Origin of the sequence: Capnocytophaga haemolytica, from assembly GCF_001553545.1 — a bacterium.
Classification (GTDB): domain Bacteria; phylum Bacteroidota; class Bacteroidia; order Flavobacteriales; family Flavobacteriaceae; genus Capnocytophaga; species Capnocytophaga haemolytica.
This window is the reverse complement of sequence record NZ_CP014227.1, coordinates 1671022-1692925: the sequence shown is the minus strand read 5'-3', so window position 1 is coordinate 1692925 and position 21904 is coordinate 1671022. Positions and strand designations below refer to the sequence as shown.

Sequence of the window (21904 nt, the reverse complement as noted above, 5' to 3'; positions counted from 1 at the left end):
CTATAACTTGATTATTATTAAGTTATAGAGATAGCTGCAAAAAGTTTAAGTTATTTTCTTAATTGAAGAAAGAAGAAGGCTTTTACTTACTTGATAGATAAAGAAGCTCTTTACACCACTTCAGCTACTACAAAAGTGCTTCCACCCACAAAGATAAAGTCATCAGCAGAGGCAGCGGATCGGGCAGCCGTGAGTGCTTCACCCACAGAAGCGTAAGCCTTACCTTGCAAGCCCTTACGTGTGGCAATCTCTTGTAAAGTCTCTACAGCCAACCCTCGTGGGATATTCGGACGTGCAAAGTAATACGTAGCCTCTTTCGGGAAATACTCCAACACCTTATTCACGTCCTTTTCCTTCACAAAACCAACTACTATATGCAGCTTCTGGTAAGTCTGTTCCTTGAGTTGTGTCATTACGTACTGCAACCCGCCCTCGTTATGACCTGTATCACAGATGATGGTCGGACGCTCACCAAGGCACTGCCATCTGCCCAAGAGATGTGTGTTGCGCACTACGTGTAAAAGTCCTTCCTCAATGTTTGTATTGCTTATCTTCCAGCCTTGTGCCATCAAGATCTGAAGTACAGCCAATACACCCTTGATATTCTTCGCTTGATAATTGCCTTGGAGATCTGTTTTTAAGTCCGTCGTGATAGTATTGGCAAAAGTAATAGGAGCCTCTATCTCTTTAGCTTTTGCCTCAAAAACGGGAGCCGTTTCAGCCTCGTATTCACTGATCACCACAGGTGTATGTGGCTTAATAATTCCTGCCTTTTCGTATGCAATCTTAGCCAAAGTATCGCCAAGGATATCAGTATGGTCAAAAGAAATATTTGTGATAAGTGAAACCTCAGGGGTGATGATATTCGTGGAGTCAAAGCGTCCTCCTAAGCCTACTTCAATCACAGCAATATCCACTTGCTCCTCTGCAAAATAAGCAAAAGCAAGCCCTACGGTCATCTCAAAGAACGACAGTGCTTGCTGCTCTAAAAAACCTTTGTGTTTAGCGATGAAATCTACAACGAAAGCCTCGGGCACTTCTTTTCCATCTATTTTTACCCGCTCACGAAAGTCGCGCAGGTGAGGGGAAGTATATAATCCTACTTTATAACCAGCCTCTTGCAACACCGAGGCGAGCATACTGCTGCTCGAACCTTTGCCATTTGTGCCTGCGATGTGCAGACTCTTAAACTGCGTTTGTGGATTGCCTAAAACCGCCGCAAAAGCGCGTATATTATCCAACTTAGCATTGAGTGCCTCGCGCCCCTTCTGCTGGAACATCGGTAGACGACTGAACATCCATTGAAGTGTTTCCTGATAGTTCAATGTAAACTCTTTTTAATGTTTGTTTTTTTGTTTTCTATGTATAGTGAATCGCTTCTTTTCTCGTTGGGTATACTTGAAAGGGTTTGTGATTAGTAATAAAAAGATTACAGCAAATAGAAAAAAAATCATAATTATTCTCCTAATTTAAAATTAATAACAATAAACCCCGTTTGATGTGCAGGCGCATTCTCGTCGGCATTCCATCGGTGCATATTAGCTGTTCTCTTAGCTGCTTCAAGCAAGCACGGAGCAGGATTTGTAGTTCCCTTTACCCCTGGGGTTGCTTTCACTACACGTCCCGAGCGGTCTACAACAATCTCAACCACAACCCTGCCTTCTTCATTGCAGTTTTGTAGCGATTTTCCTTGGGCTGCAATGGTTCTGCCATTCAAGCCCCAACCTTTACCGCCTTTGCCACTGCCCGAGCCATCACCATAGTAGGAGTTCCCATACTGACTGCCTTGTAAGCTCCCTTGATACCCCACCTTATTGCCATCACCTTGTCCCGCAGTGCCACTACCCCCAGCGTTAGCAGCCCCCAATATGTTGGAAAGCGCATCTGAAGTCTCCCTTGAGGGCTTTTTAGGCTTCTCTACAGGTTTAGGAGTATCTTTGGGCTTTTCTATCTTAGGAGTTTCTTTCTTCTTCTCTTGCTTCTTTGGAGTTTCAGGCACTGCAAAATCCTCGTTGTTATCCTGCGCTAAGAGGTTTTCACGAGGCACCTCCTGAGTTGTCTGCTCAGGCTTTGCTACAGGTTGCTTCTCTTGTTTAGTGGCAGCAGGTGGTTCAGTGCGCTCACCCATACCTTCGATGTCCACACCAAAGATGACGTCCACACCACTCTCAGGCGGCGGGTCGAGGTACTTCATTCCTGAGAAGAAAAGCAAAAGCACTACCAAACTCATCACGACTGTGGTAGCAGCTAATGATTTCCGCTCGTGTGTTGTACTAAATAAGTTCATAATTTTTTGTCTTCTAAAAGTAACTATTGCGGTCTCACCGCTAATATCACCTTGTATTGGTGCTGATTGGCTACGTCCATCACAGCCACACCATTCTTGATAGGCACACTCTCCTCCATTCGCAAGATGATGGTAGGATTCTCCACACCTTGCAAAGCAGTGGTCAGTTCTGCATCTAAGTTGTCGGGAGAGATCGGTCGCTTATCAAGAAAGTAATTCAAATCCTTATCAATGCTCACCGATACGTTTTGTGTGTTGGTCGACTTTCCCTTAGCCTTGGGTAGCAACAAGTCCAACGCATTAGGGCTGTTGGCAGTGATCATAAAGAACACCAACAACAAGAACACAATGTCCGTCATTGACGACATACTAAACTCTGGGCTTACTTTATTTCTTCCTTTTAATTTCATTGTTTTATTTAGTAAATTAGAAGATTAGTAAATTGGGAAATTAGAAAATTGAGCTATTAGAACATATAATATATCATATCTTCTTTTCTCATTTCTCTTTTCCTACTTTCCTATAACGGCTCATTGAGCAAGTCGAGGAACTCAACCGCATTGGCTTCCATCAAGTGCACAATCTTATCGGTCTTTACCACTAAGTGATTGTAGCCAATGTAAGCGATAATCCCCACAATAAGCCCTGCAACGGTTGTAGCCATTGCTGTGTAGATACCCGCTGCCAAAGCACCCATTTCAGCCTGTCCTCCAGCAGAAGCCATCTCGTGGAATGACATTATCATCCCCACAACCGTACCAAAGAACCCAATCATTGGTCCTGCCCCAGCGATAGTCGCCAAAATCGCTGTGTTTTTCTCTAATTTATACACCTCAAGCGTACCTGCATTCTCAATTGCCTTGTTGATGTCGTCCAAAGGCTTCCCGATGCGCGAAACGCCCTTCTCAATTAAGCGTGCCACAGGCGAATTGGTCTGAGCACAAAGCATCTTAGCGGCATCAAGACGCCCAGCAGAAATGCAATCGCGTATCTTGTACATAAAAGTTTTATCAACCTTCGATGCCGCCTTGATGGCAAACAATCGCTCGAAGTATATGAACAGTGCTACTGCGAGCATCACGAATAATATCCCAATGATAATCACGTTGGCAGTACCACCATCGAGTATCATTTCCATTATCGAGAGTGTCTTTTCCTGTGCAGGAGCTGCCGCTGCCACGGCATCAGTTACCGCTGAAGTAATTGTCGTTTGTAATCCTAACATAAGTGTATTCTGTGTTTACATTTAAAATATTTGCAAAAGTAATAAATATTTTTGATATACAAGCATCTTTTACTAAAAAAACATTTTTTTAACTTCTTTGAACTTTTACTTATCTTAGAAACAACTATGATAAATGTTAATAGATGGAGAGCTGCCCAGTTGATATCTAACCTTTCAGACCTCACTAATTTAAATTATATTTTGCTATATTTGCCCTAACAAGAATGACTTTTAAAAACTTGTTTTTAAATATTTTATATATTTTTGCCGTCTAAAACAATTGATTTTAGAAGCGAAGGTGATTTATAAATAAAATAGATTGATTATGAAAAGACTAAGCAAAAGAACATTAGTAGTAATGGCAGCTTTGCTCGGCAGTATGGCTTGCAGCAAAGACGACGGTGTGCAATTGGGTAAGCAAATTAAGTGGGATTTTGCCTCCACTGACGATTGGACTACGGATAACCAAGGTGATGACGAGGAAAAAATCAATTCATCAGTAGTCAATTGCACTGATTGCAGCGATAAGAAAGCATTGCGGATTTATACCCAAGCCAATACACGCCAACGACAAAAGATGAAGACTAAGAAACGTTTTGGTGCAGGGCTTTACACTTGGCGCACTTATATTTCAGATCTAAGTAAGAACGAACGCGCCAGCATAGGTTCGTGGATATGGCATAATGACAAACACGAACTCGATTTTGAGGTAGGTTCAGGTCCAGAGGAAGAGCGAAGAGAGCTGAAGGTTGCTGATGATGAGGTGATTGCCTATATTACCAATCAAGAAAGTCCTCACTTGCACAAGAAAGTTAAAATTAAAAAGAATGCTTGGCATATCTTTCAGATAGACCTTAAATTGGTTAAGAATAATTACTTTGCAACTTGGATTATTGATGGAACTGAATATGCCTCTGCGCAACTTGAATTTGGGCAGGAATACCCTTTTCATATTTTTTGTAGTACCGAAAATATTAAGTTTGTAGGCGATAAAACTCCCGTAAAGGATAACTATGGTCTTTGGGATTATGTTACTTATGCCCCTTATTCTTATTCAATAGCCCCTAAAGAACGAAAATAATTAAAATTGCTGTTTATCTACAATGTGAATTAACAGTTAAGATTTACAACTTATTATATTGCTTTATGCGATATCTTCTTAAGATGGTATCGCTTTTTTTTATCTCATTTCTCTTAAAAGCCGAGTAACATCTTCGCGATGGAGAAGTAAATCAAGATACCCAAAACGTCGTTGCTGGTGGTGATAAAAGGTCCTGTGGCTACGGCGGGGTCTACACCGCGTTTAGCGAGGAATATAGGGATAAAAGTGCCTATAATAGCCGCATTGACGATCACCGTTACCAAGGCAATGGCTACGGTGGTGCTGATCATATACTCAGCGTGGAAAGCGAAGTGGCTTACTAAGATCACGATCCCCGCAATGGTAAGCCCGTTGATGAGCCCTAAGATAAACTCTTTGAGCAGCCGCGCAATAAGCTGTCCGTCAATAGAATTATTTGCCAAACCCTGCACTACAATCGCTGAGGATTGTACCCCTACATTCCCTGCGGTGGCTTGTATCAGCGGAATAAATATCAGCAGTATAGGGTATTTGCCCATTGCATCCTGAAAGCCGTTGATGATGCTCGCCGCCCCTAATCCGCCAAACATACCGATGAGTAGCCACGGCAGGCGCGCTTTGGTGAGTTTCCAGATGCTGTCATCTGCCTCTACGTCGTGGGTGATCCCCGCCGCCAATTGGTAGTCCTTTTCGGCTTCTTCTTTGATCACGTCTACGATGTCGTCAATGGTGATGCGCCCTACCAATCGCTTCATCTCATCTACTACGGGGATTGCCTCTAAGTCGTATTTCGACATTATGTGTGCCACATCTTCGGCCGTATCGTTCACATACACGTAGTCTACTTTGGGTATATAGATATCCTTGACTGCCGAGCGCGTAGAGGTTACCAGCAGGTCCTTGAGCGAAAGCCGCCCTTTGAGTACATCATTGTCGTCTACCACATAGATAGAGTGCACACGGGTAACATTCTCTGCCTGTTTGCGCATCTCACGCACACACTCCAGCACATTCCAATTCTCATTTACCTTTACCAGTTCCTTAGCCATCAACCCCCCAGCGGTGTCCTCATCGTAGCGCAAGAGATCAACGATGTCCTTAGCGTGCTCCACGTCCTCAATGTAGGAGATAACTTCCGTTTTGCGCTCATCTGAGAGATCAGAGATGAGGTCTGCTGCATCGTCGGTGTCCAGCTCGGTTACCTCATCGGCAATCTCTTTTGCTGACAGCGTTTTAAGGATCTTATCGCGGTAATCATCATCTAACTCCGTGAGCACATCGGCAGTCTTATCCGCATCGATAAGGCGAATAATATACACTGCCTCCTCTATGGTCAGCTCGTGGATAATCTCAGCAATATCGGCATAGTGTAACTCACAGATAAGCTCGGTGAGTGCCTTATTGTTATTCTCCTCAATGAGTTGCTGTATCTGCGCTATAAGTCCGTCTGTAAGTTTGAATGAAGTCATATTTTAATGAGTAATGAGTAGAGAGTAATGAATGCTTACTTCTTACTTCTCTTCACTTATTTCTTTAGTAATTAACATAAATTCTTCCCAAGAGAGTTGTTCAGGACGCTTATCGAATATAGGGTTTTGCTTTATCTCCTCTGTAAGCAAGGACTTAAGGCTATTGCGTAGCGTTTTACGGCGTTGGTTAAAGGCAGTTTTCACTACTGTAAAGAACAGCTTTTCATCACAATCGAGGTGGTAATTGGCTTTGCGCCGCAGCCTTAGTACACCACTTTTCACCTTCGGCGGAGGATTAAAGACGTGCTCGGAGACGGTGAACAGATATTCCGCCTCGTAGAACGCCTGTACCAGCACCGAAAGTATGCCGTAGGTCTTGCTACCCGCCTTCTCGCAAATACGCTCAGCCACTTCCTTTTGAAACATACCACTGAACTCAGGCACTATCTCACGCAGCTCTAAGAGCTTAAAAACGATCTGTGTGGAGATATTGTAAGGGAAGTTACCAATGATGGCAAAGGGTTCTCCCATATAGCCTGCTATGTCGTATTTCAAAAAGTCCTCAGCAAGTATGCTGCCTTGTAGGGTAGGGTAGTGCTCATTGAGATACGCCACAGATTCCTTATCGATCTCAATGACATGCACCTCAGTGTTCTTCTCCAATAGAAACTGAGTGAGTACGCCCATACCCGCCCCAATCTCTACTACCTTGCGATAGCCCACAAGGGAGAGTGTATCGGCTATTTTCTTAGCGATATTCAGGTCGGTGAGGAAGTGTTGCCCCAAGTGCTTCTTTGCGCGGACTTCTGTCATTGGTCATTCTCTTTTTGCTTAACAATCAGCGATGTTTACGGCTACGGCTAGGCCTCCTTCGGAGGTCTCTTTGTATTTGGAGTTCATATCCTTAGCGGTTTGCCACATTGTGCCGATGACTTTGTCCAGCGGTACTTTGGCATTGCGAGGGTCGGTTTCGATGGCCAGCTCAGCAGCGTTAATAGCTTTGACGGCTCCCATTGCATTGCGTTCGATGCAGGGGATCTGTACCAGTCCGCCGATAGGGTCGCAGGTGAGCCCAAGGTGGTGTTCCATAGCGATTTCGGCAGCGATAAGCACCTGCTCAGGCGTGCCGCCCAATAGCTCGCACAACGCCCCTGCTGCCATTGCTGAGGATACGCCTATCTCTGCCTGACAGCCCCCCATTGCCGCTGAAATAGTTGCCCCCTTCTTAAAGAGACTGCCTATTTCACCTGCCACCAGTAAAAATTGCTTAATCTCTTTTTCGCCTGCCTCTTGGTTGTCGATAGTCAGGTAATAGAGCAATACGGCGGGTATCACCCCTGCGCTACCATTGGTAGGGGCGGTAACCACACGCCCCAGCGAGGCATTTACTTCATTGACAGCCAGCGAAAAACAGCTTACCCATTTGAGTATCTCGCGAAACTTAATATCCGTCTTTTTAATTGAGTTGAGCCACCCCTCAGGACTATCGTAGCTGACCACACCGATGAGGTTCTTGTGCATATCATAAGCACGGCGGCGCACATTCAGCCCACCTGGGAGTATCCCCTCCGTATGGCAACCGATGTAAGCACATTCCAGCATCGTATGCCATATACGCAGCAGTTCGTGGTGTATCGCTTCCTCAGAGCGGATAGATTTCTCATTCTCATACACGATTTCAGAGATCTTTTTACCTTCTCTGTGGCAATAATCGAGAAGTTCGGTAGCTTTGTCGATAGGATAGGGGAAGTTCTTTTCTTCAACGGGCGAGGAAACACTGTCGTCTGCCTCTTCTTTAACGATAAAGCCGCCGCCTACGGAGTAGAATGTCGATTTGTACTCAAAATCCTCACCGTAAGCCGTAAAGGTGAGTCCGTTGGCGTGAAAAGGCAAGAAATTCTTATTAAAAACAATGTCTTCTTTAGGATTAAAGGGTAGTATACGCTCACCTCCTAAGCACAGCTGTTGGTTGTTGTTGATAGCAGCGATGATCACATCAAGGCTTTCGATAGGTACATACTCAGGGTCGGCACCACTGAGCCCCAGCATCGTAGCCAAGTCGGTAGCGTGCCCTTTGCCTGTAAGGGATAGCGAGCCATAGAGGTCTACGCGCACCTTGTCGGTGCGGGAGAAGTAATCCGTGGTGTGCAGTTCTTTTAAAAAAGCCTCAGCAGCGCGCCACGGACCTAAGGTGTGGGAGCTCGAAGGACCCACGCCTATCTTTAACATATCGAATACACTAATTCTTTCCATTGTCAGTTTTTTAATCGGGCTGCAAAATTACGAAATAATGTTTAATGAGCAATGAGTAATGAGTAATTTTGCTATCGCGTCCTTTATCGCTTTCTGATCGCTGACCTCTGACCTCTATGTTGGCATTAGGGAATTATTTACTATTTTTGCCGCCAAAATGAAATATATTTATGAATGATGATAAACAGCAGCGTTTAACACGCCATAAACAATTAGCTACAGGCCTATTTGTAGCAATGCTAATCCTTTACAGCACAATGCTATACCTCACTCACACCCAGCCTGCACTCGCTTTTGTGGGCTATGTAAAAGCCTTTGCTGAGGCGGCTATGGTGGGAGCTTTGGCGGATTGGTTCGCTGTTACGGCTCTTTTTCACCACCCGCTGGGTCTACACATACCCCACACGAACCTCATTGTGCATAAGAAGAACGATATCGGTGAGAATCTCGGGGCTTTTGTGGTGGATAACTTCTTAAAGGCGGAGCAGTTACGCCCCTATGTTACGCAACTCAGTATAGGGCGTTACCTCACCGATTGGCTCAATAAGGAACGTAACATCACTCAAATAAAACAATGGCTCACTAAGGCCGTGGAGGGCAAAACCACAGACCGACTCACCAGCAAACTCTTTGGCAGCGTAGCAAGCTATCTCACCAGTCACCAAAGCACCCTACAGGGCGAAATCAACAAGCAGTTACCTTCGCTCGTACCTGATTTTATTAAGAATATCATCTCTGAGAGCCTACTAAAGGGCATACAAAAACTCCTGACTGAGGCACAGGCTGACCCTGAGCACGTTTTGCGCACTGAGGTGCAGGGGCAGTTGCATACACTTGCCAATGAGTTGCCTTTTTTAGAAGACCTAAAAGCCAAGCTCCGCACCCTGCAACCCACCATTGATTCCTGGGTACAAAAAGCCGCCTACCAATTCGTACTGCGCAACCGCCACGAAGTAGGCCACCTCATAAGCAACACCGTAACCAACTGGGACGGCCAAGCCCTTAGCGAAAAGCTCGAACTTGAAGTGGGTAAAGACCTGCAATTTATCCGCATCAACGGGACGCTCGTAGGGGGATTAGTAGGCTTGCTGATTTATGTGGTTACTCAAGTGGTTAGTAGTTAAGGATTAGTGGGGGTATCGGTTAAAAATGAAAATTGAGTTGTATAAAACCTATCTTTGCTAAGCGACTTTCTACCCAAGTATTTCGGTTATTAGGGTCGAAAGTTTTGTTGTCTTTGTTGATATTGTATTTTACAAAGAAGCCAGGTTCTGTGCATACAGAAAAATTCTTCGTAATCTGATATTGTATGCCCAAGAAAGGGTTTACAGCCAGATTTGTAAAGTGCTGTTTACGGTCTTTATAGTAGAGATAGCGCCCCCAGAGGTCAATTCCATAATAAAATTTCCAATGTTTGTAATCTTTGAAAAGCCAATCTACCCCTATTTTTAAAGCAAATTCATAGCTACTGTCCTTTGAAGAGTCTACCCTATAGTCTCCTCCTGCTCTATAGGCAATCTTAGGGGGGGTCAGATAGCGATATTCCACTAAAAAGGCATTGCTATCACTTGGGAAAGCTGCATTCACAAACTTTGATATTCCTATCCCTATTTGATGTTTGAGCTCAGCATCTGTCTTTGTTGTGATAGTAGTATTGCGGGTAGCCATAGTGCTATCGATAACAGAAACAGCATTGCCCTCTTGTGCGAAGGCAATGCTGCTCATTATTGTTAAAATTGATATTATAAATATTTTCATTGCTTAATTCTCGTTGTCAATGAACTTCTTAAAGATTCTATTCACTTGACTGTCAAAATCCTTTACATACTTTTCAGCTTTATCTTGACTACCATCTGAGAAGATCAGGTCAGGTGAAAATTTACCATTTTCCTTGTTGTATTTCAAGTCAGCAATATGGCTATCTCCTTTGAATACCAATGTTTTTACATAAGTGTTTACTTCGTCAATAGAGGGTTTATAATCTTTGTTTTTACCTCTGTACATCCCTTCTACATCGGCAGTGGTATACACCCTGAGATCGTCTTTGTAGGCTTCTGCTGCTACGCTCTTTACAAGTTCTTGGAAACTTGTTACATTATCGAAATCACTGTGTTTTAAGCGAATATCAGCCTTCACACCAAAGTCGCATCCTTGTGATGTCGCCATTGAGAAGGCAAAGGTATAATGCTCTTTTTCTGCCTTTTTTGCCTGTAGGCGAGCCGTAAATGGATTCGCAATAACTACGATATCCACTAGCGAAGGGATAAAGATATTGTTATATTGCTCATACTTAATATTGTCGATAGTTACTTCAAAAACTCTTAGTCCATCAACTGTGAAATAAGCATTGCCCCTTGTGGGATAGCGAGCTTTTTTATTTTCAACGGTTACTTCTGTATCCTCATAATTAGTCAGTACAAAAGTAGCATTGTTAGTTTTGCCCTCTTTTGTTGAAGGAAATTTCAGTGTTAGAACCTTACTATCGCCTTCCTTTACCCATTTCTTGTTTGTAATATCCCACGCATAGGTAGCTTTCAGCTTGTGAAATACAAAAGAGCTATTGGGGTCGTCTACGATTTTATCTCTGCCGAGATCATCTTCTAAGGCAAACCATAAGGTCTGAACCCACTGATCAGAATTGCCCCCAGATTTATCCCCTTTGGAAAAAACGAGATTGTAGAAGAACTGCGAAAAGCTGCCATCATTTAAGGTTTGCATACATCTGTAGAGCCCATCAATAGTGTTTTGGATAGCTTGCCTTGCTTCGGCAGGTGTGTAGACTTTCTCGTCATCGCTTTTTGAGCAAGTCGTAAATAGGGTGATAACACCAAGTGCTACAACCCACTTTTTGATACTGTTAAATCTTTTCATTTGTTAAAACTATTTTCATTATTTGGCTGCAAAAGTATGGCAATAAAATTGAACTGCCAAATAATTGGGTAAAATAATTAGTTATGGGTTAGAGGGTAGAACTGCTTTCTGATCCCTGATCTCTTAAAGTACTATTTCCTGTTCGGCGATGTTGCCTGGGAGGTCGATGGCGCGGGCGATGAGGTGGGTGCCGCTCGGTTGGGGGTTGTCGGTGGTGGTGATGTAGAGCCAGCCTTGTAGTGCTTCGGTGGCTTCGCCTTGTTCGATGAGCGCCCCCTCGGCATCGCGGAGTTGTACGGTTACTTTGGCAACCTTGGTGGCTTTAAATGCATTGATGATGATTGTCTCGCCTGCGGCACCTGTGTACTGCGAGGCGTCAATTTCCTCAATGGAGGGCATCGCAAAGTAGTCGGCAACGGCTATGTTGTGGGCGGTTTTGCCTTTGCGTTTGGCGATTTTGGCATAGTAGTTGTATAGCTCGGGGTCTTGGCGGGCCTCTACGGAGTAGGCGGTGGCGTCTGCAAAACGCATAGCGTGCTTCTTTTGGTTGGGAGTGCGCTGCGCAGGCAATTGCGGTTTTCGGCATATAAATGTCTTGCCGTTGCGCTGCTTGAATACGAATTGGTCGCCGAACTTTCCTGAGACTCCCTTCAGGAATACATTGTCTTTTACTTCTGCCATTTTTTATTAGTGTTTAGTGTTTAGTGTTTAGGGATTAGGGGTTAGTATTTGTATTCTTTACCGTTGTATTTCAGTGTTTTAGTTTCTTTAGTTTTCTTCATACGCTTCTTGCAATTAGTATCGTAAGTGATCTCCTCTTGTGTGATAGTATCAATAATGTCATAATAGCCATTCGTTTTGTTTTTGCTCATTGAGAACATCGACTTACGGCTATCCGAAGGCGCACAATCATTCTCATCGCCGTTGGTAGGAGTCTTATGTACAAATCCTAAGGGGTAATTACTCAACACTCTGTCCAAGTTGTTATTTCGGTATACAAACAGCTCAAAATCAGTGTCTTCAACATAGTCAAAACCGTTGTGATAACTCTCCACTCTAATACCAAAGGCACGCACGCCTTCTGTGAGCACAAACAAACCTGTATCAATCCAGATGCGTGAGATTTGCATATCATTACGGTCTGAAAGCCATTTGTTTTTTTCTTTATAGAATGCTTTTATCTTCTTGTTATTCAAGTCGTAAAGCACTATGTAGGCGCTGTACTCTGTAGTGCCTTTCTCCTCCTCATTATCTTTGGCAATCTCAGCAAAGACCATCACCCACGTAGATTTGTCATTAGGTAATATCTTTTCGGTATAGAATTGTGTATCAATTGCTTGTTTGTGGATACCCAGCTGCTTTATCACTGTGTTATATGCCGCCATATCTACACTTTGGGCGTAAACACTTAGTCCTAAAAACACGCTTATCATTGTCAGTACCTTTTTCATAGTTCTCTTTATTTATTTTTGTTTTTGTTTTTTTCTTTCCAACGGAATATCCATTTTACATAGATAAGCATTATCACCACGCCTGCAAGGCGCATACATAAATCGGTATAATTGATCATTGGTGTCTTCATTTTTCAGTGCAAAGGTACAAAATAATTTGTAATTAACAATAAAGTTGTTTAAACCCAAATTGCGCAGTAGGATTATGAAATCTCTATAATCTATTGATTGTTAGCAACATCCTCTCCCGTCCTCTCCTTCGAAGGAGAGGGGAATCCGAAAGCGTACTCACACATTGTTAATTAGTTAGTTGCAGTGGATAGTTCTACTGCGTAATTTGGGATGATTAATTTGCTAATGCGCTGAACTTTTTACTTTTTACTCTTTACTCATTAGCATTATGTCTTTCATAATCAATTCGTTAGGTTGGGTGGATAGGTCTATATAAAGTGTGTAAAATGGGTGTTTTTGATGGCTTTGTAATTCGTTGATTTTTCGATGGTTATTCGCTAAACCTAATATTATCCTCTTACTAACCTAATACTATAGTAATACTGTGGTAATACTATTCAATGGCTATCCTTCGGCGTTCCTCCGAGATGTGTCCGAGCGCGTTCCGATCGGGGTGGGGCGATCGCGGTGTGAAGTTAGGGGATCGGTGGTCAGAAGGCAGGAGATCAGTGGTCAGAAGGCAGGAGATCGGTGGTCAGAAGGCAGGAGATCAGTGGTCAGAAGGCAGGGGATCAGTGGTCAGCAGTCAGGAGATTAGTGGTCAGAAGGCAGGAGATCAGTGGTCAGAAGGCAGGGGATCAGTGGTCAGCAGTCAGGAGATTAGTGGTCAGAAGGCAGGAGATCAGTGATCAGCAGTCAGGGGATCGGTGGTCAGAGGTCAGGGGATCAGTGGTTAGAATTGATGGTTGGAAGCCGATCGCTGAAAAATTATTCATTGTGCATTATTTATTATCCATTAAAAAATCGTATCTTTGCCGCCAGATTAAGTTTGTATATGGAATTTGAATTATTGACCACTGATGCGGCGACCAAGGCGCGTGCGGGGCGTATTACCACCGCACACGGGGTGATTGAGACGCCCATCTTTATGCCTGTGGGCACCGTGGGGACGGTGAAAGGGGTGCATCAGCGCGAACTGAAGGAGGACATCAATGCTGATATTATCTTGGGCAATACCTACCACCTCTATTTGCGTCCGCAGACTGACATACTTGAGGCGGCGGGCGGTTTGCATCGTTTTATGAATTGGGATAGGAGTATCCTGACCGACAGTGGGGGCTATCAGGTGTATTCGCTCTCGGCTACACGCAAGATAAAGGAGGAAGGGGTGAAGTTTAAGAGCCATATCGACGGCTCATACCACGTTTTTTCACCCGAGAAGGTGATGGAGATCGAGCGCTCGATTGGGGCGGACATTATGATGGCGTTCGACGAGTGTACGCCCTATCCGTGCGATTATGCATACGCGAAACGCTCAATGGCAATGACGCATCGCTGGCTGGATAGGTGTATTGCACACTTGGAGAAGGTGCCACCGAAGTATGGTTACGCGCAAAGCCTCTTCCCGATCGTGCAAGGGGCTACTTATCGCGATTTGCGCACTCAGTCGGCAGAGTATATCGCCAGCAAGGGGGCGGATGGCAACGCTATCGGTGGCCTCTCGGTGGGAGAGCCTGCGGAGAAGATGTATGAGATCACCGAGTTGGTGTGCGACATCCTCCCGAAGGACAAGCCGCGCTACTTGATGGGGGTAGGCACGCCAGTGAATATCCTCGAGAATATCGCCCTTGGGGTGGATATGATGGATTGCGTGATGCCTACTCGCAATGCGCGCAATGGGATGCTCTTTACCTCCGAGGGGATTATCAATATTAAGAATAAGAAGTGGGAGGCGGATTTCTCGCCGATTGATGCCGATGGGCATACATACGTAGATACGTATTATACGAAGGCGTACTTGCGACATTTGTTCGCTGCCAATGAGTTTTTGGGCAAACAGATTGCCTCGATTCACAATTTAGGGTTTTACTTGTGGTTAGTGCGTGAGGCGCGGCGTCAAATCCTCGCTGGGAGCTTTGCATCGTGGAAGGCGGCAATGGTGCCACGGTTAGAAAATAGATTATAGATGAAAATACTTGATTGGTACATACTAAAGCGTTATTTATTGACGTTCTTTGTGATGCTATTGATGTTTATCCCCATAGGGATCGTGGTCGATCTCTCGGAAAAGGTCGATAAGATGCTTGATAAGAAGGCACCGCTGAGCGAAATACTTGCTTATTACGGTAGCTTTATCATTTATTACGCGAATATACTCTTCCCGATCTTCCTTTTTATGTCGATCATCTGGTTTACCTCGCGCCTAGCGATGCGCACGGAGATCATTGCCATTCTGGGCTCGGGGATTTCGTATCGGCGGTTTCTGCGTCCGTATTTAGTGGGGGCGTCGATCGTATCGGTGGTGGTATTCTTTATGGGGATGTTCATCGTGCCAGCCGCAAGCACGGTGTATAACGACTTTTGGAATAAGTACTTACGTGGTTCGGAGGTGGAGAGCGTCTCGGAGCTTTACAATCAGTTCTCGGAGAACGATGTGCTGTACGTAAGCTCGTTCGACTACAAGAAAAAGACGGGCTATAACTTTTCGGTAGAGCATTTTAAGGGTATTAAGATGACCGAGAAGATCAATGCGGCTGAGATACAGTGGATAGATAGCACCCACACCTATCAATTGCGCAATTATGTAAAGCGTAGGGTAGGGGAGGGCGATGATGTGATACAGCGCAAGGAGGTGCTGGACACTATCTTCAACTTTAAGATTGACGACTTGATGCCGATGGAGTATACGGCGGAGAATAAGAACCTCTTTGAGCTCAATAAGTTCATCGAGCGTGAGAAGATGAAGGGGTCGCCGAATATCAACCTCTATCTGCTGGTGAAATACAGGCGTTGGAGTGCGATGATTACGGCTTTTATCTTGACATTCATCGGCGTGGCGGTCTCCTCAGTGAAGAAGCGCGGTGGTATGGGGATTAACCTTATCTTTGGGGTGGTAATTGGCTTTAGTTACGTGTTCTTCGACCGCATTTTCGGTACCTTGGCGCAAACCTCAGGGCTCTCACCGTTGATGGCGGTGGTAATCCCAAATCTAATATTCCTCACCTTGGCAATTGTGCTGCTGAAAAGAGTAAGAAGCTGATGTAGAAACCTTTTAAGAATTTACAGTATATGGATATGAATTGTAAAGGAACGCTTGTATCTCTTGCCTCACCAAAGGTAATGGGGATATTGAATATAACGCCTGACTCTTTTTATGAGGGCAGTAGAGTTACAGAAGTCAATGTGCTGAAACGTGCTGAGAAAATGCTATCAGAAGGGGCTGATTTCTTGGATATTGGTGGATACAGCACGCGCCCTAATGCTGCTGAAGTATCTCAGGAAGAGGAGCTGCATAGGGTAGTCCCAGTAGTGAAGCTGTTACTAAAAGCATTCCCTACGGCAAGGCTTTCTATTGATACTTTCAGAAGTGAAGTAGCACGGCAGACTTTAGAGGAAGGGGCTTGCATTATTAATGATATTTCTGCGGGGCTGCTTGATGATAAGATGTTGGAAGTAGTGGCGAAATATCAAGTGCCTTATATTGCAATGCATTTAGTAGGTACTCCTCAAACAATGCAACAACGAACTCACTATGAATCAATCATCAAGGAGATGCTTTACTATTTCTCAGAAAGAAAGGCAAAAGCACTCAGTTTGGGGATTAATGACTTTGTGGTTGATCCTGGCTTTGGTTTCTCTAAAACCTTAGATCAGAATTATGAGGTATTACATAATTTGGAATACTTTCAGGAATTAGGTTGCCCTATTTTAGTAGGAGTCTCACGTAAGTCAATGCTTTATAAGTTGTTGGATACAACTCCTCAAGAGGCACTCAATGCTACCTCAGTGGTCAATACTATTGCTTTGATGAAAGGGGCGCATATATTACGTGTACACGATGTGAAAGAGGCTAAGGAATGTATAACCATTTACAATAAGATGCGATGAAACTATTTGATGTATTAGAGATTTCGATAGCTGATATACTTGATATACTGCTTTTTGCGGTATTGTTGTACTATATCTACCGCCTGATAAAAGGTACTGTGGCTATTAACATCTTTATGGGGATTGTGATTATCTACCTGATATGGAAAATCACTGAGGCCTTCCAAATGCAGTTGCTTAGTAGTATTTTAGGACAGTTCATAGGGGTGGGGGTCTTTGCCTTGATAGTGGTCTTTCAGCAGGAAATACGCAGTTTTCTGTTGACATTAGGTTCTACAAATATTACGGCACGCAATAAGTTCAGCCAGCTATTCCATTCATTCAAGCCTAAGGAAATTTCTCTAGAAATCGACGGCTTAGTGAGTGTATGTCAGAAGCTATCTTCTACTAATACAGGGGCTTTGATAGTATTGGAGCGCAATGTTCCTTTGGACTTTGTCACTGAAACAGGCGATAAAGTGAATATAGAGTTCTGTGAGCCTATTATAGAGAGTATTTTTTATAAGAATAGTCCTTTGCACGATGGAGCTATTGTCATCAGGGATAATCATATTATTGCCACCCGTGTGATACTTCCTGTAGTAGGTGAAAATCAATTGCCTAAACGCTATGGATTACGCCACAGGGCAGCTATTTCTATCACTGAAAAGACAGATGCTACTGCATTAGTAGTTTCAGAAGAAACGGGGCGTATATCGTACTTCAAAGGAGGTAGTTTTGTGAAATATAAAGATATTGCGAACCTTATCGAACTTATCAAGCAAGATTTTAGGCTTATTTCATAAAAAAGTCTCTAATAGAACATTCTATTAGAGGACTTTTTGTTATATCACTTAGTGAATCTATACTAAATTTACAATCTCATTCACAATTTGTAATTCCTCATTGGTAGGGATTACTAAGATCTTCACACGGCTATCTGTGGCTTGTATCTCCACAGGCTCAGTAGGGTGGTTGCGACTTACGTTCTTCTCCTCATCGAGCTTGATACCGAAAAACTCCATATTCTTACATACTAATGAACGTGTGAGTGCGTCATTTTCACCTACGCCAGCAGTAAAAACAATGCTGTCTAAGCCGTTGAGTGCTGCAGTGTACGCCCCAATGAACTTCTGTATACGGTAAGCGTACATCTCATAGCAGAGAATAGCCTCAACATCGCCTTTGTGATATTTAGCAGAGACATCGCGGGCATCGGAGTTGCCGGTAAGCCCAAGCATACCACTCTTTTTATTGAAGATCGTTTTGATTTCTTCATTGCTGAGCCCTAATTCTTCATTGAGGAAGAAGACCACAGAGGCGTCAATGAGGCCACAACGTGTGCCCATAATAAGTCCATCAAGAGGGGTTAAGCCCATTGAGGTATCCACGCAGTGCCCCTCAACGTTTACGGCTGCCATACTTGCGCCATTTCCCAAGTGAATCGTGATGTTCTTCAAATGAGGATTGTTGAGGTACTTGCGTGCCTGAGCGTCTACATATTTATGGCTGGTGCCGTGGAAACCATAGGCGCGCACCCCGTGTTTTTCGTAATACTCATTGGGGATAGCGTAGCGGAACGCTTTAGCAGGCATCGTCTGGTGGAAAGCCGTATCGAACACCGCCACGTGAGTAGCATTGCTGAACAACTTACGTGCCACTCTGATGCCTTCTAAGTGCCCAGGGTTGTGCAAAGGTGAGAGCGGGATAAGTTGTTCTATCTTGCTCACTACTTCATCGGTGATCACTGTGGGTTGCACTAAGGTCTCCCCGCCGTGCACCACGCGATGGCCTACACCTTTAATCTCGCTGGGGTTGCTGATAACCCCTACTTCTTTATCAGTAAGCAGCTCTGCTACAAGGTTCATACCCACCTCGTGCGTTGGGATTGCTACCTCACGTTTTACTTCTACTTCTTTGCCATTTTTTAGGGCTATGTATTTGATAGTACTGCCATCAATACCGATGCGGTCTACCAAGCCTCGTGCGTGCGATACACCTGTTTTTGAGTCTATTAATTGATATTTAAGGGACGAACTCCCTGAATTGATAATAAGTATCTCCATTCTTCTATTTTTCTAATTGCTAATTTTCTATTCTTCTACTTCTACATTTCCGACTGTATGGCTGTAATGAGCACGGTGTTGTAGATATCCGGAATGAGTGCCCCACGGCTGAGGTCGTTTACGGGCTTCCTGAGTCCTTGCAGTACAGGCCCGATAGCCAAAGCCCCTGTTTCGCGTTGCACCGCTTTGTAGGTGTTATTCCCTGTGTTGAGGTCTGGGAAGATAAGCACATTCGCTTGCCCAGCCACTGGGGAATTAGGCATCTTGCCCTTAGCCACTTTGGGGTCTACCGCTGCATCGTATTGGATAGGTCCTTCTACAAGTAAGTCGGGGCGTTGTTGTTTCACGATAGCAGTAGCCTCGCGTACCTTGTCCACGTCGGCACCACTGCCTGAGGTACCTGAAGAGTACGACAACAAGGCTACCTTAGGCTCAATACCAAAAGCAATCGCTGAGTCGGCAGAGGTAATAGCAATCTCTGCCAATTGTTCTGCCGTTGGGTTAGGCACAATCGCACAATCGCCATATACCAACACCCTATCGTGCAAAAGCATAAAGAACACTGAGGACACAGTGTTTACCCCTGGCTTAGTCTTTACAAATTGTAATGACGGACGAATAGTATGTGCCGTAGTATTCACCGCTCCTGAGACCATACCATCAGCATCGCCCAAGAATACCATCATTGTGCCAAAATAAGAGGCATCGAGCATCAAGTCCTTAGCTTGTGAGAGCTCCATACCCTTTGCCTTGCGCAATTCGTACAGCTTCTCTGCATACGCCTCGTACTTAGGACTATGGATAGGGTCTACCACGGTGATACGATCTTCATTCCATTTTAAGCCGAGCACGCCTTTCGCACGAGCTTTCACTGTCTCAGGATCACCTAAGATAGTGAGGTATACCAACTCGTCTTCTGCCAATTGAGAAGCAGCAGTGAGCACACGGTCGTCATTGCCCTCTGGCAACACAATGCGTTTCTGTGCCTTGCGCGCCTTTTCCACCATATTGTATTGGAACATACGTGGGGTAATGGTCTCTGACTTAAAGCTCGAAATACTGTCATTGAGGCGTTTCACATCTACTGTCTCCTCAAAAAGCTGTAACGATAGTTTTATTTTCTCTGTATTCTCTGGATAGATGCTTGACTGCACATTACCAATAGCGTTAGCCACCTCAAAGGTATCGCTCTTGGCAATCATCACAGGAATATGCTGTTGCAAGCCTTCTAAAATCTTGATAACTGATGGCTCTGGCTTAAATCCGCCATAGAGCACTACCCCTCTGATTTGTGAGAAGTTAGCATAATTCGCCAGTAGTGTACCCAAGATAAGATCGCTTCTGTCAGCAGAGATCACTGCCAAGCCCCCTTCAGTGAGGCGGTCTAAGTAGTTGGATAGACGCATTGCCCCAATGATAGTGCGCTTAGTGATCACGTCTATGCTGTCGCCTTTGTAAATAAACTCAGCATCTAACGCCTCAGCAACCTCTCTGATAGTAGGGCGCGATAGCTCTTCGCGCTCTTCGATGATCGTAAAAGGAATATCCTTAAAAATAGCCTCTAAGCGCGTTTTGGTTTCTGCAGTAGCATTCTTTGCTTTATTGATGAATACGCTGAGCACGCGCACATCTTTCTCTAAAAGGTTATGCAACTCCACTTGCACCTGCTCAATGAGTTCTTCCTCTGAGGCGTACGCATCATTTAGTACTACCAAAGTAGGAATATTAAGGCTCTGCGCGATAGAAGCATTCAGGCTCTCATCAAAAGGATTGCTGTCTTCACCAATACTGGCACTATCCACGAGCACAAAGTCGAACTTAGCCTCAAGCTCTTTATAACGCTTGATGATAGTGTCGTATACCTCACCGATACTCCCCTCGTTCTTAAGGGCAACAGCCTCTTTACGTGTGTAGACGTGTGCATCCTCGTATTGCATATTGAGGTTAAAATGCGAGAGCACCGTCTCAACAAACTTGTCTTTCTTTGATTTCTTCTCTACAATAGGCTTAAAATAGCCTACATTGGCTGTGTTGCGCATCACCATTTGCAACACGCCTAAGCTCACTAACGACTTGCCACTGTTGGCATTAGGAGCCATAATATAAACTGATTTATTCATCTTAACTTGAAAATTACTCTCTTAAGTTTCTGAGCCGCAAAGTTACGACCTTTATTTCGTTCTCACAAGAAAAAGTATACTTTTTTATCTTTTCAATGCGCACCGTACTAATTGAGGAGAGTCGATAAAGGGATCGCGATTGCGCTCCAACCCCGAGATGGAGTCTTCCTCATTCCAGCTTAAAAAATGACTATGCTTATCATTATTACTAAAATCATCGTACAGCGTTTGCCCTCCATTCAAGGTTTTCTAAAAGTCATTGCATAAAAGCGATTATCCCACAAATAATGTGTCTGACGATTGAGTACTATCTCAGGAATAGCCTTCTCAATTTCACTCAAATCAAAATGAGCGTCTGCGTATGCTTTTTTGGTCAAACTATTTTTTTTGTACTGACTCTCAATAAAGTCTTGCGTTTCATCGGCTATCATCAGTAGGGTTTGCGGTTTGGCTACGCGCAACATCTCATTGATTGCCCGCTCTTTGTTTGAAAAGAAGTTAATACCTCCCACGTGAAAAACCACATCGAAACTATTATCTACAAAAGGCAAATCTTCTGCTGCACAATTCACTAATGAGAGGTTGAGCTTATGCTTCCATACTTTCTGTGCACGCCATAACATTCCTATTGATATGTCTACCCCGACAATGTCAAGTGATTTTTTATCTACACTCTTGGGCAAATAATTAAAATCCTTGCCTGTACCTACCGATACGTACAGCACCTTCACCCCTTGCTTCCACTCCAAGAGCTGCATCATCTCGCTGCGCATTTTCGCTACGGTATTGCCATATTTAAGCCATCCTATCCAACGCTCGCCAAAGTCGTACAAAGGAGCTAATTTGTTATAGAGCTGCATATATTTCTCATTATCCCCTGATAAATAGGCAGGGTTAAGATATTTCAGTATCTCCCCATCCTCTGATACATACGTCTTGTTGAGGTCATCTCTCAATATCGAATGAAGTTTTTCTTGTTTTGTCATTTATAAATTTGTTTATACAGTTTTGTGCTATAGCTTTCTCATTAGACGTCATAATAT

The 21904-nt window shown here is 44.0% G+C and carries 22 protein-coding genes; 7 read left to right on the top strand and 15 right to left on the bottom strand.

Going from position 1 to position 21904, the window contains the following annotated elements:
• Positions 1–110 precede the first annotated feature (110 nt).
• The 4 genes from AXF12_RS07625 to AXF12_RS07610 form a co-directional block, all read right to left on the bottom strand.
• Complete coding sequence (locus AXF12_RS07625) at positions 111–1325, bottom strand: bifunctional folylpolyglutamate synthase/dihydrofolate synthase (RefSeq protein ID WP_066429930.1); 1215 nt, start codon at positions 1323–1325, stop codon at positions 111–113.
• 131 nt (positions 1326–1456) lie between these two features.
• The gene (locus AXF12_RS07620; RefSeq protein WP_066429928.1) at positions 1457–2287 is read right to left on the bottom strand and encodes an energy transducer TonB; all 831 of its coding nucleotides are present in this window, start codon (positions 2285–2287) and stop codon (positions 1457–1459) included.
• 23 nt (positions 2288–2310) lie between these two features.
• Positions 2311–2697, bottom strand: a complete 387-nt coding sequence (locus AXF12_RS07615; protein ID WP_066429925.1) for an ExbD/TolR family protein — start codon at positions 2695–2697, stop codon at positions 2311–2313.
• Between the two features lie 110 nt (positions 2698–2807).
• Positions 2808–3512, bottom strand: coding sequence for a MotA/TolQ/ExbB proton channel family protein (locus AXF12_RS07610; protein WP_066429922.1), 705 nt, complete (start codon positions 3510–3512; stop codon positions 2808–2810).
• A 325-nt stretch (positions 3513–3837) separates the two neighbouring features.
• Between AXF12_RS07610 and AXF12_RS07605 the strand changes: the two genes are divergently transcribed.
• Positions 3838–4593, top strand: a complete 756-nt coding sequence (locus AXF12_RS07605; RefSeq protein ID WP_074860947.1) for a hypothetical protein — start codon at positions 3838–3840, stop codon at positions 4591–4593.
• 113 nt (positions 4594–4706) lie between these two features.
• Here the strand turns inward: AXF12_RS07605 and mgtE are convergent, their stop codons facing one another.
• From mgtE to AXF12_RS07590, 3 genes are read right to left on the bottom strand one after another with little or no spacing between them, the layout of a single operon-like run.
• Positions 4707–6062, bottom strand: a complete 1356-nt coding sequence (gene mgtE / locus AXF12_RS07600; RefSeq protein WP_066429916.1) for a magnesium transporter — start codon at positions 6060–6062, stop codon at positions 4707–4709.
• 42 nt (positions 6063–6104) lie between these two features.
• Entirely contained in the window at positions 6105–6875 is a 771-nt protein-coding gene (gene rsmA, locus AXF12_RS07595) for a 16S rRNA (adenine(1518)-N(6)/adenine(1519)-N(6))-dimethyltransferase RsmA (protein ID WP_066429914.1), read from the bottom strand.
• Positions 6876–6893: 18 nt separating this feature from the next.
• Positions 6894–8315, bottom strand: coding sequence for an L-serine ammonia-lyase (locus AXF12_RS07590; RefSeq protein WP_066429911.1), 1422 nt, complete (start codon positions 8313–8315; stop codon positions 6894–6896).
• Between the two features lie 170 nt (positions 8316–8485).
• Between AXF12_RS07590 and AXF12_RS07585 the strand changes: the two genes are divergently transcribed.
• Entirely contained in the window at positions 8486–9439 is a 954-nt protein-coding gene (locus AXF12_RS07585; protein ID WP_066429907.1) for a DUF445 domain-containing protein, read from the top strand.
• A 19-nt stretch (positions 9440–9458) separates the two neighbouring features.
• Here AXF12_RS07585 and AXF12_RS07580 read toward each other — a convergent pair whose 3' ends face one another.
• The 5 genes from AXF12_RS07580 to AXF12_RS12665 form a co-directional block, all read right to left on the bottom strand.
• The gene (locus AXF12_RS07580) at positions 9459–10073 is read right to left on the bottom strand and encodes a hypothetical protein (protein ID WP_066429906.1); all 615 of its coding nucleotides are present in this window, start codon (positions 10071–10073) and stop codon (positions 9459–9461) included.
• A 3-nt stretch (positions 10074–10076) separates the two neighbouring features.
• Positions 10077–11186, bottom strand: a complete 1110-nt coding sequence (locus AXF12_RS07575) for a hypothetical protein (protein WP_066429903.1) — start codon at positions 11184–11186, stop codon at positions 10077–10079.
• A gap of 123 nt (positions 11187–11309) precedes the next feature.
• Positions 11310–11867: a hypothetical protein gene (locus AXF12_RS07570; RefSeq protein ID WP_066429900.1), complete on the bottom strand. Its 558-nt coding sequence runs from the start codon at positions 11865–11867 to the stop codon at positions 11310–11312.
• Positions 11868–11908: 41 nt separating this feature from the next.
• Positions 11909–12637 (bottom strand): PA3715 family protein, encoded by a 729-nt coding sequence (locus AXF12_RS07565; RefSeq protein ID WP_074860950.1) that lies wholly within the window; start codon positions 12635–12637, stop codon positions 11909–11911.
• An 8-nt stretch (positions 12638–12645) separates the two neighbouring features.
• Entirely contained in the window at positions 12646–12768 is a 123-nt protein-coding gene (locus tag AXF12_RS12665) for a hypothetical protein (protein WP_257721644.1), read from the bottom strand.
• A gap of 441 nt (positions 12769–13209) precedes the next feature.
• Here AXF12_RS12665 and AXF12_RS07560 point away from each other — a divergent pair, with 441 nt between their 5' ends.
• The 5 genes from AXF12_RS07560 (at position 13210) to AXF12_RS07540 (ending at position 17481) form a co-directional block, all read left to right on the top strand.
• A complete protein-coding gene (locus tag AXF12_RS07560) occupies positions 13210–13497 on the top strand; it encodes a hypothetical protein (RefSeq protein WP_143325052.1) in 288 nt (95 codons plus the stop codon).
• 146 nt (positions 13498–13643) lie between these two features.
• On the top strand, positions 13644–14774 hold the full coding sequence (gene tgt / locus AXF12_RS07555; protein ID WP_066429892.1) for a tRNA guanosine(34) transglycosylase Tgt: 1131 nt from the start codon (positions 13644–13646) through the stop codon (positions 14772–14774).
• Entirely contained in the window at positions 14775–15848 is a 1074-nt protein-coding gene (locus tag AXF12_RS07550) for an LptF/LptG family permease (RefSeq protein ID WP_066429891.1), read from the top strand.
• 29 nt (positions 15849–15877) lie between these two features.
• Positions 15878–16696, top strand: coding sequence for a dihydropteroate synthase (gene folP, locus AXF12_RS07545; protein ID WP_066429889.1), 819 nt, complete (start codon positions 15878–15880; stop codon positions 16694–16696).
• Entirely contained in the window at positions 16693–17481 is a 789-nt protein-coding gene (locus AXF12_RS07540; protein ID WP_066429879.1) for a diadenylate cyclase, read from the top strand. The genes folP and AXF12_RS07540 overlap by 4 nt, the downstream gene beginning before the upstream one ends.
• Before the next feature lie 57 nt (positions 17482–17538).
• On the opposite strand, the gene AXF12_RS07535 is transcribed toward AXF12_RS07540, so the two are convergent.
• The 3 genes from AXF12_RS07535 to AXF12_RS07525 all read right to left on the bottom strand — a co-directional run bounded on the left by AXF12_RS07535 (position 17539) and on the right by AXF12_RS07525 (position 21847).
• Positions 17539–18741 (bottom strand): acetate/propionate family kinase, encoded by a 1203-nt coding sequence (locus AXF12_RS07535; protein WP_066429867.1) that lies wholly within the window; start codon positions 18739–18741, stop codon positions 17539–17541.
• 41 nt (positions 18742–18782) lie between these two features.
• A complete protein-coding gene (pta, locus tag AXF12_RS07530; RefSeq protein WP_066429864.1) occupies positions 18783–20861 on the bottom strand; it encodes a phosphate acetyltransferase in 2079 nt (692 codons plus the stop codon).
• Between the two features lie 239 nt (positions 20862–21100).
• Positions 21101–21847 (bottom strand): class I SAM-dependent methyltransferase, encoded by a 747-nt coding sequence (locus AXF12_RS07525; protein WP_066429863.1) that lies wholly within the window; start codon positions 21845–21847, stop codon positions 21101–21103.
• Between the last annotated feature and the right edge of the window lie 57 nt (positions 21848–21904).